Origin of the sequence: Exiguobacterium sp. AB2 (genome assembly GCF_000696055.1) — a bacterium.
In the GTDB taxonomy this organism is placed as follows: Bacteria; Bacillota; Bacilli; order Exiguobacteriales; family Exiguobacteriaceae; genus Exiguobacterium; species Exiguobacterium alkaliphilum.
Genome location: NZ_JNAA01000014.1, coordinates 13,336 through 27,288 on the forward strand (window position 1 = coordinate 13,336; position 13,953 = coordinate 27,288).

A 13,953-nucleotide genomic window follows, 5' to 3' on the forward strand; every position below is an offset into this window, starting at 1 on the left:
TTCATGGCATAAGAAAAGGACGCATCGCTCTGGATGCATCCTTCCCTTAGGCGTTATTCCCTTACGCTTCGAACAACAACTGCTCTGGGTCTTCAATCATGTCTTTGATGTGTTTGAGGAACGTCACGGCCTCACGCCCATCGACGATGCGGTGGTCATACGAGAGCGCCACGTACATCATCGGGCGGTTCTCCATCGTGTCCGCGTCGATGGCGATCGGACGGAGTTGAATCGAGTGCATCCCAAGGATGGCGACTTGTGGGCCGTTCAAGATTGGTGTCGACAAGAGCGAGCCGAACACGCCACCGTTCGTGATCGTGAACGTGCCGCCTGTGAGGTCACTAAGCCCAAGCTTATTGTTACGGGCCTTGTCGGCGAGGTGAAGGATATCCTTCTCAATCTCCCCGAAGTTTTTACGGTCCGCTTCACGGACGACCGGGACGACGAGGCCGTCTGGTGCCGACACGGCGATGCCGATGTCATAGTACTTCTTCAAGACGATCTCGTTTCCTTGAATCTCAGCGTTCAAGTACGGCATCCGTTTGAGGGCCGCGACGGCCGCTTTCGTGAAGAATGACATGAAACCGAGTTTGACGTCGTTGTCTTTGACGAACTTCTCTTGACGGCGTTTGCGGAGCGCCATGACGGCTGACATGTCAATCTCGTTGAACGTCGTCAGCATTGCCGCCGTCTGTTGCACTTCGACGAGGCGGTTCGCGATTGTCTGGCGACGGCGCGTCATCTTGATGCGCTCTTCTTCCTTCCCACTCGCTGCCGGTTGTGGTGCCGCCGCTGGTGCTTTCGGTGCTTCTTGCTTCGGCGCAGGCGCAGGTTTCGATTCGTGGCTCGTCACGTCATGGACGTTGATGCGACCCATCGGATCATTCGTTTGAATCGCCGTGAGGTCGATGCCTTTCTCACGGGCGAGCTTACGCGCTGCCGGCGTCGCGATTGGCCCTTTGCCCGGGCTCGCGACGTGCTCTTCACGTCGTTCGACTTTTTTCGCTTCCCCGACCGCCTCGACTTTCGTCTCAGCCGGAGCTGGAGCCGTCTCGGCAGGTGCTTCTGTCTTCGTCTTCGTCGCGACCGCCGTACCGCCGCCTGAACCTGAACCGAGGCGGGCGATGACTTGTCCGACTTGGACCGTGTCGCCTTCTCCGGCAAGTTGTTCTTCTAACACGCCCGCTTCATCTGCCGGCACTTCGATATTGACTTTGTCTGTCTCGAGTTCGACGATGGCTTCCCCTTTTTCGACGTGGTCGCCTGGCTGTTTGAGCCACGAGGCGACCGTTCCTTCCGTAATGGACTCTGCTAACTCCGGTACTTTGATTTCGATCACAATGAGTTCCCCCTTAACTTATTTACGATCTTTTTGGTATGTGCTCGTGCCCGCCGCACTTGAGACGACGTCACGCGATAATGCGTCATGGATGATGCGCGCTTGCTCTTGTTTGTGGGCTGTCGGATTTCCTTCGGCCGGACTTGACCGGCGGCGACGACCGATATAACGGACGTTCAACCGGTTCGATGTGACTGCTTCAAGGCGCGGCTCGATGTACGTCCATGCCCCCATGTTTTTCGGTTCTTCTTGTACCCAGACGATTTCTTTCGCGTTCGGATAACGGCTGATGACGTCACGAATCTCACGCACCGGGAACGGATAAATCTCTTCGACGCGGATGATGTGCAAGAAGTCGAGCGACTCCTCGGACTTCATCGTCGCTTCTTGAAGGTCAATCGCCATCTTCCCGGAACAGAAGACGAGCCGTTCGACTTTGTCCGTCTGTTCACCTAACCCTGGCTGTTCGACGATCGGACGGAAAGTTCCGTCTGTCAATTCTTCGACCGACGAGGCTGCAAGCGGATGACGAAGCAGGCTCTTCGGCGTCATGATAATCATCGGACGAACTTGTTCGGTGCCGAGCATCAACGCTTGGCGGCGTAAAATGTGGAAGTATTGCGCGGCGGTCGAGAGGTTCGCGACCGTCCAGTTCTTCTCGCCGGCGAGCGTCAAGTAACGCTCCATCCGTGCGCTCGAGTGCTCCGGCCCTTGACCTTCGTACCCGTGCGGCAACAGCATGACGAGACCTGACTTTTGTCCCCATTTGGCCCGTCCGGCCGAGATGAACTGGTCGAACATGACTTGCGCCGAGTTGGCGAAGTCGCCATATTGCGCTTCCCACAAGACGAGCGTGTCTTGGGCGAAGACGTTGTAGCCGTATTCGAAGCCGAGCACCGAGCCTTCTGAGAGCGGGCTGTTGAATACCGAGAACGACGCGTTCGCTGTCGATAGATGATGCAATGGCGAGAACTTCTTCCCGGTCTCCGCATCGTTCAACATGATGTTACGCTGCGCGAACGTCCCACGCTCCGAGTCTTGACCGCTCAAGCGGACCGGTGTGCCGTCCGAGATGATGGACGCATAGGCGAGTGTCTCGGCATGGCCCCAATCGACTTTTCCGTTCTCCCCGAACGCCTCACGGCGACGGTCGAGCACTTTTTGCAGTTTGTGGAACACGCCGAACCCTTCCGGCCATTCGAGCAGCTCGTCGTTGATTTGTTTCAAGACGTCTCGTTTCACACCCGTCTCGACCGACGGGAACCCTTTGAAGACGGCTTCCGGCATGACGATGTCCGAATCCTCTTCTTCTGAAGGGACGAGGTCACGGGCCGACTTGAGTCGGTCTTCAATCGACTGTTCAATCGTCGCTTTGTCCTCTTTCGTCATGACGCCCTCGGCGATGAGTGCGTCGGCGTAGACGTGGCGGACCGATTGGTGGCCTTTGATCGCTTTATAGAGGACCGGGTTCGTGTTCATCGGCTCATCCATCTCGTTATGACCGTAGCGGCGGTAACCGACGAGGTCGACGAGGATGTCTTTATGGAACTTGGCACGGTATTCACTGCATAGCTTGGCGACGGCGATACACGCTTCCGGGTCGTCCGCGTTCACGTGGAAGACCGGGATTTCATATCCTTTGGCGATATCGCTCGCATAACGCGTCGAACGCGAATCGCTCGGGTCGGTCGTGAAGCCGATTGTGTTGTTGGCGATGACGTGGACTGTGCCGGCCGTGCGATAGCCGTTCAAGTTCGTCATGTTGAGCGTCTCGGCGACGATGCCTTGGCCCGGGAAGGCGGCATCCCCGTGAATGAGAATCGATGCCGCTTTGTCGTCGTGTTGGACGGCCATCCCTTTTTCCGAGCGGTCGTCTTGTGCGGCACGTGTGTACCCTTCGACGACGGCACCGACGAACTCGAGGTGACTCGGGTTGTTCGCGAGGTTCAATCGTACCTCTTTCTTCTCTTCGAGCACTCTGCGGTCGAGACCGAGGTGATACTTCACGTCACCCGACCAACCGAAGTTGATACTGATCGAACCTTCCGACGGGATCAGCTCTTTATTCGGCGCGTGTTGGAACTCGGCGAAAATCATCTCGTACGGCTTCCCGAGCACGTGCGCGAGCACGTTCAAGCGTCCGCGGTGCGCCATACCGATGTTGATATGTTCCGAACCGCTTGAGATGAGTCCTCCGACCATCGCGTCAAGGAGCGGGACCATCGCGTCAAGTCCTTCGATCGAGAACCGTTTTTGACCGACGTATGTCTTATGAAGGAACGATTCGAACAACTCGGTCTCCGCGAGTCGCTCGAACAATTCGATTTTCTCGTTTTTGGATAGTTTCGCTTTGAGCGCGCCTTGTTCAATCCGGCGACGAATCCAGCGTTTCTCTTCCATATCGTCTAAGTGACGAAGTTCGATGGCGACCGTGTCCGTGTACACGTCGAGCAAGTGGCGGACGAGCTCGAGAGCGGTCGCTCCTTGTTTCGGCACGTCTTCTGACAACAAGTGGGCCGGGATCTGTTTGAGGTCCGCTTCTTCTAACCCATAGCGGTCAAACGCAAACAAGCCGTGCTCGCGCGGATGGTCTTTGAGCGGGTAAATGTCAGCCGCCTTATGGCCGAGTGCCCGGATGTCATTGACCAGCCGTGTCGCTGCCACGACTTTCTCTAAATCAAACGACGCGACCGGCGTTTCCGGTACCGCCGTTTCCGGTGCGCCATGCTCGTCGAAATAGCGACGCGTCTCCGCATCGACTGATTCTGGGTCTTCCAAATATTGCTCGTACAATTCAACGATATAGCCTAAGTTTGGACCGTAAAATGATTGTAACGCCTCATGACCGTTCGACGACTCTCCCATTGAATAAATCCCCCTATCCGTTCCTAAACGCCCTTATGTGTGAACGCTTTCATTTTAACATTAAGCACGAAGCAGTTCATCCTTCTGATTCGTACTAGATAAAGAGCCAAATCTTGCCTCTTACTCTCCCCTCCATACTACACCTTTCCAACTCGAAAGACCCATTCAAATTCACAATTCGTCCATGCTATTTCAATAAGTTTTCCTTATCAATAAATTGTGAACCGCCGTCCGTTTCATTGATTTCAAAAAAAGGTGAAACCTTGTTTCAGTCTGCTCCGTAATACAAGAGTAAGCAAGTTGGTAAATACTCTCAACGAAAGCTAGGTGACAGCATGTTAACCGTACAAAACGTACACAAAAAAATGGGGAAAGCGAACGTATTGACGAACGTCAGCTTTGAAGTCGTCCCGGGTGAGATTTTCGGATTCCTTGGGCCAAACGGAGCTGGAAAGACGACAACGATTCGCATCATCACGGGTCTGATGCCCGCAACACATGGGACGGTGACCGTCGACGGGTTCGACGTCGCGACCGATCGTCAACAAGCGCTCAGTCGCATCGGAGCCATCGTCGAGAACCCGGCCTTCTATCCGTATTTGACGGGTCGTGAAAACTTGATTCACGCGATGAATCTCATCCCGGGACTTAAAAAAGTCGATTTGAACGCCCTCGGCGCACTCGTCGGGCTCGAGACGAAACTCGATATGAAAGTGAAGCAATACTCGCTCGGGATGAAGCAACGACTCGGGATTGCCCGCGCCCTCCTCCATAACCCGAAAGTGCTCATCTTGGACGAGCCGACGAACGGGCTCGATCCGGCCGGAATCGCCGACTTGCGTCAATACTTACGGCACCTCGCCGATCACCGTGGCATCGCCATCTTGATTTCGAGCCATTTGCTCAGTGAGATGGAGATGATCACGGACCGTTTCGCCATCATCGACCAAGGTCAAATCAAGTCGGTCCAAGGTGGCGACGGGGAACTCCAGACGGAAAGTGTCATTTTATGCAAAGTGGACCGGGCTCACATGAACGATGCGCTCGACGTGGCGGCGCTCGCCTTCGACGACGTCAAGATTGTCCAACAGTCGGCGGAGACGTTCCTCGTTCCGCGCCCAGAGCGCGACATTCCGCATCTATTGAAACAGCTCGTCGACCGTGGCTTGTCCGTCTATCAAATCGGCATGAAGCACGAGACGCTCGAGGAGCAATTCTTGAAAGTGACGAAAAAAGAAGGAGGTACGAACAATGCGTTCATTACTAGCCAATGAATTTATGAAGTGGCGCCGAACGATTAAACCGTTCATCGCCCTCGGTATGTATACGGCCATCATCATCTTGACATACGTCCTCGTCCGCGGTGACGGAGATGCCGAGACGTTCGTCAACTTCGCCGCGATGGCCGCGATGACGTTCCTCGGCATCTTCACAATCGTCTTCACCGCCGAGATGATCGGGAATGAGTTGAAGTACGACACGTTGAAACATTTGCTCATGAGCCCGTATTCGCGGGACCGGATCCTCTTATCAAAACTGTTGGCGGCCCTGCTCATCATGCTCGCCCAGTTCGTCTTCATCTTGGCCGTGACGTACGGATTCGCGCTCACAATCGATGGGAACTTGACGTTTGAACAGTTCCGTAACTTGTTGCTCAGCGTATCGAGCGGCGTGTTCGTCATCTTCTTGACGCTCATGTTCTCGGTCGTCTTCAAATCGACCGGCGTCGTCATCGGCTTCACCGTGCTCGCGAACTTCCTGTCGACGATGATCGGCGGCCTCCTCATCACATGGAAGCCGGCCATCGCCAAATGGATCGTCTTCTTGCACACCGATTTGTCCGTCTATTACCAAAGTCCGGGCTTCATGAAAACGATGGACGTGACGATTTGGTTCTCCGCCCTCTACGTTCTCATCCATGTCGTCGCCTTCTACATCATCACGGCGTTCATGTTCCGTAGTAAAACGTTCGCCGAATAACGGTTAAACGGCCGGATGGAGTGGTACTCCCCTACTATAAAGAAACTTCGTTAGGAGGGAGACGTATGCAAAAGACGGCACTGCTCATCATCGACATGTTCAACGACTTCGACTTTGTCGGCGGGGACGACCTACTGCGTCACACCGAACCGATTGTCGAACCGATTTTACAGTTGAAGCGTCACTTCAAAGACAATGACTTACCGGTCATCTACTGTAACGACAACTTCGGACAGTGGAAAGACAGTACGGAGGACATCGTTCGTCACGTCGAATCATCGAACGGACGCGACATCGCAAAACGTATCGCGCCGGAAGACAAAGAGTATTTCATCATCAAGCCGCGCCATTCCGCCTTTTACGGGACCCAGCTCGACATTTTGCTGCGGCAACTCGATGTCGACAAGATTGTCATGACCGGTGTCGCCTCAGACATCTGCATCCTCTTCTCGGCGAATGACGGGTACATGCGCGAGTATGAGCTCCACGTACCGCAAGATTGTGTCGCCGCCGAAACAGACAAGCGGAATGAGAGCGCGTTGACCGTCATCCATGAGACGCTCGGCATTCCAATCGATACGGCCGAGGCATATATCGAACAGACGAAACCGTGACAAAAGCCTCTGACTGTTGGACACACAATCCCAACATTTCAGAGGCTTTTCCGGTTTGTTTTCAGCTATGCTAAACGTATGAAGAATCTATGAAGGATGTGACAACATGTACCTCACAATTGGATTAGCGCTCCTCGTCTGCCTGATTGCCCTCATCTTCACGATCATGGTCGGGCTCGGGAAAGACACGTCCGAGTACAGTCAGAAAAAGAGTTGGTCGATGGTGTCCTGGATTTATATCATCTTATTGCCGCTCGCCTTTCTCGGGCTCGGTCTACTCTACTATTTCATTACCCGATGACCTGTTCATCGGGCTTTTTGTTTCATCATTTTATCGCGACCGCAATCCCAAACGGATAATGTCGGCTCGGGCGTTTCGGTTCCACGAGGACACCTCGTTGATAGTAGTAGTCGACCGATGTGAACGGTTCGAATAGCGCCTCAAACTCCGCTTCCGTGAACTGATGGGCATGAAACGGCTCATTCGTCGGCTGCCCAATCCCTTGTCCGAACGGCGTCGATAAGACGAGCGTCCCACCCGGTTTCAACATCGTCCAGACGTTTTCCATGAAGCGCTCAAAGTCCGCGACATGTTCAATCGTCTCAAAACTGACGATGCAGTCGAATTGACCGAGCCGCTCCGGTAGCGTCCGGTCGAGCACGTCCCCGACGAGATAGGTGACGTTCGGATGATGGTACCGCCCTCTCGCATAAGCAATCGAGGTCTCGGATACGTCGACGCCGACGACTTCCTGCACGGTCCCTTTCAACGTCTTCGCAATCAATTGGCCGCCGTAGCCGCTCCCTGTCGCAAAGTCGAGCACGCGCCCGTTCAAATACAATAATGAAAACTGATAGCGGGCAATGTGTTCGAGCAACATCCCGTTCATCGGGCTCATCCGATCGGGAATGACCCGTTCTCCCGTATACTCCATTCGCTTCACTCTCTCCTGTTATGACTCTTGTCATCTTACCACGTTCGTCCGCATCTTGATTCAAGACCACAAAAAACGAGAGATGGGACTCTCTCTTTTTTTCATTCATTCTGTTCTCTGAATCGGAGCAAATCGGAGTAGATGATCGCATCATTCATCTCGAGGACGCGATTCGCCTCTTCTTCGAGTGGCTCACATGCTTCCGGTTCGGCTGCGAGTTCGCCCGTCTCCGCTTCATAGCACATCGACTGCGTGAAGACGTGCTCTTTCGTGATTATCGTCCCGTCTCGGAAGATGGCGCGATCGTTCCGCTCTGGGGCGAACAAGTCGTTCCCGAAGCCGATTTGGTCCGACGTATCGATTCCGAGCAAATGCTGGATTGTCGGGTTCATGTCGATTTGGCTACCAATCCCGTCATGGACGACCCCTTCTTCTTGTCCCGGCAAGTGAATCGCGAACGGTACTTGCTGTAACTTCGCGACGTCATAAGGGGTGATTTCTTCTTTCCCGAGCAGGTCGGCCATCGCGGCGTTATGGTTCGTCGAGATGCCGTTATGGTCGCCGTAAACGATGAAGATCGTGTCGTCCCACATGCCGTTCGCCTTCAACTCGTCGATGAACAATCCGAGCGCATAGTCCTGATAGGCGAGCGCCTGCGGGAAGTTGTTGAGCGTCGTCGAGTTCGTCTCGAACTTCGGTACGAGCTCATGCTCCTCACTCGGCATCGTGAACGGGAAATGGTTCGTGAGCGTGATGAGCTTCGCGAAGAACGGCTCCGGGAGCTCTTCAATCATCGGCACGGACTGTAAGAAAAACTCATCGTCGAGCAGTCCCCATTCCGTCATATCGGCCGGGTCGCCTAAGTCGTAATAGTCTTGGTCATAAAACGAATCGACGCCGATGTTGGCGTACATTTGGTCACGGTTCCAGAACGATTTGTTGTTCGCATGGAACACGGCCGAATGGTATCCTTCTTGCTTGATTCGCTCCGGCAACGCGTTGTACTCGTTGTCGGCGTTCGTGAAGTAGACCCCGCCGCGCGGCAACCCGAAGAGCGAGTTGTCGAGGGCGAACTCAGCGTCCGACGTCTTCCCTTGGCCGGTCGTATGGTAGAAGTTCGGCCAGAAGTGCGACTCTTCAATCAATTTGTTCAAGTTCGGCGTGATGTATTCGCCGTTCGGCGCTTTCATATGGTTCGTGAAGTTTTGGGCCGATTCGAACGAGACGGCGATGACGTTCTTGCCTTTATACTTCCCGAACAGCTCCGGGTCCGGCGCGGCGTAGTTTTGTCGCGTGTATTGCTCGACTTCCGCCAACTCCGACCCGTCCGCCATCGCTTTTTGGGCCGACGTCTTCGTCTGGAGCATCGCGTCGTACACGTGGAAGTTGAACGTCCCAAGATTTTTGACGAGCAGTTCGCGGTCGAACGAGCGCGTCAAGAGTTCCGGACGTTCCGTCTCGGCGAGCGCCAAGTTGAAACCGAACATGGCCGCTGCCGCGACGAACGTGGCGATGACGCGTTTACGCGACGCCTTGCCCGTCTCATTCAATTTCCACAGCAAGAACGGCAAGACGATCAAGTCACCGACGATGAGCAAGTCCTTCCACTGGAGCAGTGAGAGGAACGAAGACGACAACGTCTCCATGTTCGACGATTGGAACAAGACCGGCACGGTCAAGAAATCCGTGAACTCTCGGTAATATGTCGTATTGGCGAACAAGATGAGCGACGAGGCCGCGTATAAGATGTAGAGGGCCCACTTGCGTTTGTTCCCGCTGAAGAAGAAGCTGAACGCGAACAAGAACAGCGTCGAGCTGAGCGGGTTGATGAGCAGGATGAACGACTGCATCGCGTTATCGATTGGGATGTTAAAGAAGAACTGATAGGCAATCGTCGATTTCGTCCACAACAGTAGCGTGAATAGCCAGAACAGACGATCCGTCCGGAACGAGTTCGCTGCCGCCTGACGGAATCGCGCCATCCTCCCTTTCGGTGGATTCATATGATTCATTGAAAAACACTCCTTCATCATGATTCTTACATGTATTCCACATAAGCATTTATATTGTTCAAATCGTGAACTCACGATTGAATGCACGGACGTATGATTCGTATTTTAACGTTCTCTTGAACTTAATTCAACTGAACAGACTGTGTGAAATCGTTGTACACCTTCCACATGTATGTAAAAAGGCTACCGAACAAAGCTCGGTAGCCTCAGATTGTTGACTAAAAAAATGTTTTCGCTCATCCTCTTGGCGCCTCCGCTTTCCTAGGGGCGAGCAGGGAGCCGCATCGCTTAACGCTGCTGGGTCTCCCTCCGCTCGCTGATCCCTTAGGAGTCTACGGCGCCGTCGGATGAGCGCCGCTGTACTGGAACACCGGACAGCCCGGCACCGACCCCGAGATCCTCATCAAGATCATCCTCCTCGGCCCGCTGTTCAACATCCGTTCCGTGCGACAAACGGTGGAGCGCTCGTTCGCCGACGGGAAGAAGCTCCACGGTCTCCGCTTCACGTTCTATCGGGGGAATGAGGAGGTGGACCGCGCCAACCTGTTGGCCGAAAACGACAGTCTACATAGCATTTTTTTCAATTTTTATGTCGGGCAGAGCGCCTCGAGCTCGTGGGACACAAAAAAAGACGAACCCATCCGCTTTTTGCGAATGGGTTCGTCAACAGCCTGAGGCTACCGAACAAAGTTCGATAGCCTCAGATTGTAGAAAAAGTCACGTTTCAGGCGAACTGAAACGTGACTTTTTCGTTTTCGGGCCTTGAGGCGTTCTGCCCGAGACCCTGTTCAGGCGGATTGGACGTCCTTCCATGCCAAGACTGCCATCTTCTTGAGATTGAGGGCGGCAAAGGGTAGCATCGCCTCCATGACGGGTTCTCTACCTCTCATTATAAAAAAGGGGCGAGGGTACGAAAAGAGGGATGGATGCGTGGACCGACCAAGGGCATGGCGAGACTTCTAGGGGAGTAGCAAGCAAAGGGAGACCCAGCAGCGTTAAGCGATGCGGCTCCCTGCTTGCCCCCAGAAAAGCGAGCTGTGCCCGGTCGGACAAATAAAAAAACTGCAGACAATGTTTTGTCTACAGTCTGAGGCTACCGAACAAAGTTCGATAGCCTGACTTCAATTACCCGACGATGTCGAACCAAATCTTGACCGTGCTCGCCAAAATGAGGAGCGCCAAGATGAGCTGGAGCGACTTCGTCTTCATGTTTTTCCCGACGTTCGCCCCGAGCGGCGCAGCGATTAAGCTGGCGATAATCATGATGACAGCCGGCTCCCACACGATTTGGTCGGTAATAATCTTGCCGGCCGTCGACCCGATGGACGAGATGAACGTGATCGCAAGCGAGCTCGCAATCGCCATCTTCGTCGGGATGCGCAAGACGACGAGCATGATCGGCATCAAGATGAACGCTCCGGCGGCCCCGACGATGCCTGAGGCGATCCCGACGACGAACGCCGAGCCGGCCGCGATGACTTTGTTGAACGTCACTTCATCGAGCGGTAAATCTTCGACATTCTTTTTCGGCATGAACATCATGACGGTCGCAATCGTCGCGAGCACCGCATAGACGACGTTAATCAAGTTCTCCGACAAGAGTGTCGACCCGTATCCGCCGATAAAGCTACCGATCAAGACAGCCACACCCATGAAAAGAATGAGCTGTTTGTTTAGATAGCCGCCTTTTCGGTATGCGTAAATGCCTCCGATTGTCGCGAAGAACACTTGAATCGCGCTAATTCCGGACACCTCATGCGCGCTGAACGCCGCAAAGCCGAGGAGCGGCGGAATGTACAACAACATCGGATATTTGATAATCGAACCGCCGATACCGACCATCCCCGAGATGAACGACCCGATGAACCCGATTAAAAAGATAGTGATGATAAACCCTAACTCCATAAAACAATCCTCCAGTTCCCTACTTATGAAAAGTAAGTTCTATTTCTGTTCCCAGGCGATCATGCCGCCGGTGACGTCGTACACTTCCGTATAGCCGCGGTCGCTCAAAATCTGAGCGGCTTGGGCGCTTCGGTTTCCGCTACGACAGATGATGTAAATCGGTTCGTCTTTCACATGAGGTAATTCAATCGCATTTAATGAAGAAAGAGGTGCGTTCACCGCCCCCTCAATATGCCCCCCCTCGTATTCTTCCACTTCTCGTACGTCAATCAATGTTATATCTTCGTTTTCCAATCTGTTTTGTAATGTTCCAACGTCAATTTTAGTAATTTCTCCCTTATTAGATGAGAATAGTACGATTAAAAGGGTGCCAACTACTAAAAATGACACCAACATCACGAGTTTACGCATTTTTTCAGCCTCCAATCTTTCTACTTGCACTCAGTATACCTTAGGGGGTATATTAAAGCCAACGAAAGATTCTCGTTGCCAAACCTGATTTAAAAAAGGAGACGATCACCACATGAAGACGATTACGACAACTGAACTTGAAACGTTGCTCAAGGCCGATGAGACGATCAACTTGATTGACGTTCGCGAGACCGATGAATATGCAGGGGGCCATATCAAGCAGGCAAAAAATGTTCCACTGTCTGAATTTGGGGAACACGTCGAAGCGCTCGACCGTTCAAAACCGATTCACGTCATCTGCGCAGCAGGCGGTCGTAGCATGAACGCCTCCGCTTATCTCGACTCGCTCGGATTTGACGTCGTCAACGTCGACGGCGGCATGATGAGCTGGACGGGCGAAACGGTCTAACGCTCTTTTCGATCCATTTCAAGAACCACAATCATTCACAGTCAACTATTCTTAGGGGGTATTTCATATGTTATTACGTTATTTCTATGATCAAAAATTAGCACAGGCTTCATATATGGTCGGTTGCCAAATGACAGGCGAGGCCGTCGTCATCGACCCGGCACGTAACATCACACCTTATTTGCAGGAAGCCGAAAAAGAAGGCATGAAAATCGTCGCCACGGCCGAGACACACATTCACGCCGACTTCGTCTCAGGCTCACTCGAGCTCGCCAAGCGCACTGGTTCGAAAGCGTACTTGTCAGATGAAGGCGACGCTTCGTGGAAATACGCGTTCGCGAAAGACATCGACTCACAACTCGTCAAAGAAGGCGACACGTTCAAAGTCGGTAACGTGACGCTCGAAGTCATGCACACACCAGGTCACACGCCGGAACATATCTCATTCTTGCTCTACGACCGCAACCAGACGCAACCGATGGGAATCTTCACAGGCGACTTCGTCTTCGTCGGCGACATCGGTCGCCCTGACCTTCTCGAAGAGGCAGCCGGTGTGAAAGGCACGACCGCAATCGGCGCCGAGCAAATGTTCGATTCGCTCAAGAAATTCAAAGCTCTCCCTGACTTCGTCCAAGTCTGGCCGGGCCACGGTGCCGGCAGCGCTTGCGGAAAAGCGCTCGGCGCCATCCCGACGTCGACGGTCGGTTACGAGAAAGCGACGAACTGGGCGCTTCAAATGACAGACAAAGACGCGTTCATCAAAGAGTTGACGACGGACCAACCAGAGCCGCCGAACTACTTCGCGATGATGAAGAAAGTGAACAAGGAAGGCATCCAAGTGACGAACATGATTGCTCGTCCAGAAGTCGTCGGCACGGACCGCCTCGACACACTCGTCGAAGAGACGCAAGTCGTCGATACACGTAAAGGGGAAGAGTTTGCCAAAGGACACATCCCAGGCACAATCAACATCCCATACAACACGAAATTCGTCTCATGGGCCGGCTGGCTCGTCAACTTCGACAAAGACATCACGCTCATCGCGAGCGCGGAAGACGTCGATCAAGTGCAGACAGACCTCCAATCAATCGGTCTCGACCGCCTCCGCTTCGTCGTCCCAGTCGAAGAGCTCGGTCAAGAGCTATTGACGGAAACGTACACGGATGTGACAGCGGAGCAAGCCATCGAATCTGCAGAAAAAGGCGATGTGTTCGTCCTCGACGTCCGGAATGCGACGGAATGGAACGCGAGCCACTACGAAAAAGCCGAACGCATCTTGCTCGGTAAACTCGCACGCGACCACGAAGGTCTCCCGACCGATCAGACGATTGCCGTCCACTGCGCATCCGGCGTCCGTTCACGGATGGCAGCGAGTGTCCTCCAATCGCTCGGCTACAAGGATATTCAAAACATCCTCGGTGGCTACGGTGCGATGAAGACGGTCCTCAATGCAGAACAAATTCGCTAATGCTATACTACAAAC

At 53.6% G+C, this 13,953-nt stretch carries 13 protein-coding genes; 7 read left to right on the plus strand and 6 right to left on the minus strand.

The features are described from left to right. Positions 1 to 61 precede the first annotated feature (61 nt). Both odhB and DI14_RS01595 read right to left on the minus strand, forming a co-directional pair. The gene (gene odhB / locus DI14_RS01590) at positions 62 to 1,339 is read right to left on the minus strand and encodes a 2-oxoglutarate dehydrogenase complex dihydrolipoyllysine-residue succinyltransferase (protein WP_034804363.1); all 1,278 of its coding nucleotides are present in this window, start codon (positions 1,337 to 1,339) and stop codon (positions 62 to 64) included. Between the two features lie 18 nt (positions 1,340 to 1,357). Further along, on the minus strand, positions 1,358 to 4,204 hold the full coding sequence (locus DI14_RS01595; RefSeq protein ID WP_034804366.1) for a 2-oxoglutarate dehydrogenase E1 component: 2,847 nt from the start codon (positions 4,202 to 4,204) through the stop codon (positions 1,358 to 1,360). Positions 4,205 to 4,539: 335 nt separating this feature from the next. Here DI14_RS01595 and DI14_RS01600 point away from each other — a divergent pair, with 335 nt between their 5' ends. The 4 genes from DI14_RS01600 (at position 4,540) to DI14_RS01615 (ending at position 7,099) form a co-directional block, all read left to right on the plus strand. Beyond that, positions 4,540 to 5,478, plus strand: a complete 939-nt coding sequence (locus DI14_RS01600; RefSeq protein WP_034804367.1) for an ABC transporter ATP-binding protein — start codon at positions 4,540 to 4,542, stop codon at positions 5,476 to 5,478. Beyond that, on the plus strand, positions 5,456 to 6,184 hold the full coding sequence (locus DI14_RS01605) for an ABC transporter permease (RefSeq protein ID WP_034804424.1): 729 nt from the start codon (positions 5,456 to 5,458) through the stop codon (positions 6,182 to 6,184). Before DI14_RS01600 ends, DI14_RS01605 begins: the two co-directional genes overlap by 23 nt. A 65-nt stretch (positions 6,185 to 6,249) precedes the next feature. Next, a complete protein-coding gene (locus DI14_RS01610) occupies positions 6,250 to 6,798 on the plus strand; it encodes a cysteine hydrolase family protein (RefSeq protein WP_034804369.1) in 549 nt (182 codons plus the stop codon). Between the two features lie 106 nt (positions 6,799 to 6,904). Continuing rightward, positions 6,905 to 7,099 (plus strand): hypothetical protein, encoded by a 195-nt coding sequence (locus tag DI14_RS01615; protein WP_034804372.1) that lies wholly within the window; start codon positions 6,905 to 6,907, stop codon positions 7,097 to 7,099. Positions 7,100 to 7,124: 25 nt separating this feature from the next. Here the strand turns inward: DI14_RS01615 and DI14_RS01620 are convergent, their stop codons facing one another. Beyond that, positions 7,125 to 7,733, minus strand: a complete 609-nt coding sequence (locus DI14_RS01620) for a bifunctional 2-polyprenyl-6-hydroxyphenol methylase/3-demethylubiquinol 3-O-methyltransferase UbiG (RefSeq protein WP_034804374.1) — start codon at positions 7,731 to 7,733, stop codon at positions 7,125 to 7,127. 101 nt (positions 7,734 to 7,834) lie between these two features. After that, positions 7,835 to 9,745: an LTA synthase family protein gene (locus DI14_RS01625; RefSeq protein WP_051622494.1), complete on the minus strand. Its 1,911-nt coding sequence runs from the start codon at positions 9,743 to 9,745 to the stop codon at positions 7,835 to 7,837. A 357-nt stretch (positions 9,746 to 10,102) separates the two neighbouring features. Here DI14_RS01625 and DI14_RS15650 point away from each other — a divergent pair, with 357 nt between their 5' ends. Beyond that, on the plus strand, positions 10,103 to 10,420 hold the full coding sequence (locus DI14_RS15650) for a transposase (RefSeq protein ID WP_255344250.1): 318 nt from the start codon (positions 10,103 to 10,105) through the stop codon (positions 10,418 to 10,420). Between the two features lie 450 nt (positions 10,421 to 10,870). Here the strand turns inward: DI14_RS15650 and DI14_RS01630 are convergent, their stop codons facing one another. Together DI14_RS01630 and DI14_RS01635 are read right to left on the minus strand one after the other, a co-directional pair. Beyond that, on the minus strand, positions 10,871 to 11,650 hold the full coding sequence (locus DI14_RS01630; protein WP_034804377.1) for a sulfite exporter TauE/SafE family protein: 780 nt from the start codon (positions 11,648 to 11,650) through the stop codon (positions 10,871 to 10,873). A gap of 39 nt (positions 11,651 to 11,689) precedes the next feature. Further along, positions 11,690 to 12,061: a rhodanese-like domain-containing protein gene (locus tag DI14_RS01635; protein ID WP_051622495.1), complete on the minus strand. Its 372-nt coding sequence runs from the start codon at positions 12,059 to 12,061 to the stop codon at positions 11,690 to 11,692. 112 nt (positions 12,062 to 12,173) lie between these two features. Here DI14_RS01635 and DI14_RS01640 point away from each other — a divergent pair, with 112 nt between their 5' ends. After that, positions 12,174 to 12,470 (plus strand): rhodanese-like domain-containing protein, encoded by a 297-nt coding sequence (locus DI14_RS01640; protein WP_034804381.1) that lies wholly within the window; start codon positions 12,174 to 12,176, stop codon positions 12,468 to 12,470. Between the two features lie 67 nt (positions 12,471 to 12,537). Continuing rightward, positions 12,538 to 13,938, plus strand: coding sequence for a rhodanese-like domain-containing protein (locus tag DI14_RS01645; RefSeq protein WP_034804383.1), 1,401 nt, complete (start codon positions 12,538 to 12,540; stop codon positions 13,936 to 13,938). The last annotated feature ends 15 nt before the right edge of the window (positions 13,939 to 13,953 follow it).

What these genes read in the sequence shown, in the direction of transcription:
- DI14_RS01610 (WP_034804369.1), top strand. Translation starts at nt 6,250, where the DNA reads ATGCAAAAGACGGCACTGCTCATCATCGACATGTTCAACGACTTCGAC.
- DI14_RS01630 (WP_034804377.1), bottom strand. Translation starts at nt 11,650, where the DNA reads ATGGAGTTAGGGTTTATCATCACTATCTTTTTAATCGGGTTCATCGGG.
- DI14_RS01625 (WP_051622494.1), bottom strand. Translation starts at nt 9,745, where the DNA reads ATGAATCATATGAATCCACCGAAAGGGAGGATGGCGCGATTCCGTCAG.
- DI14_RS01640 (WP_034804381.1), top strand. Translation starts at nt 12,174, where the DNA reads ATGAAGACGATTACGACAACTGAACTTGAAACGTTGCTCAAGGCCGAT.
- DI14_RS01605 (WP_034804424.1), top strand. Translation starts at nt 5,456, where the DNA reads ATGCGTTCATTACTAGCCAATGAATTTATGAAGTGGCGCCGAACGATT.
- DI14_RS01620 (WP_034804374.1), bottom strand. Translation starts at nt 7,733, where the DNA reads ATGGAGTATACGGGAGAACGGGTCATTCCCGATCGGATGAGCCCGATG.
- DI14_RS01615 (WP_034804372.1), top strand. Translation starts at nt 6,905, where the DNA reads ATGTACCTCACAATTGGATTAGCGCTCCTCGTCTGCCTGATTGCCCTC.
- DI14_RS01595 (WP_034804366.1), bottom strand. Translation starts at nt 4,204, where the DNA reads ATGGGAGAGTCGTCGAACGGTCATGAGGCGTTACAATCATTTTACGGT.
- DI14_RS01645 (WP_034804383.1), top strand. Translation starts at nt 12,538, where the DNA reads ATGTTATTACGTTATTTCTATGATCAAAAATTAGCACAGGCTTCATAT.
- DI14_RS01635 (WP_051622495.1), bottom strand. Translation starts at nt 12,061, where the DNA reads ATGCGTAAACTCGTGATGTTGGTGTCATTTTTAGTAGTTGGCACCCTT.
- DI14_RS01600 (WP_034804367.1), top strand. Translation starts at nt 4,540, where the DNA reads ATGTTAACCGTACAAAACGTACACAAAAAAATGGGGAAAGCGAACGTA.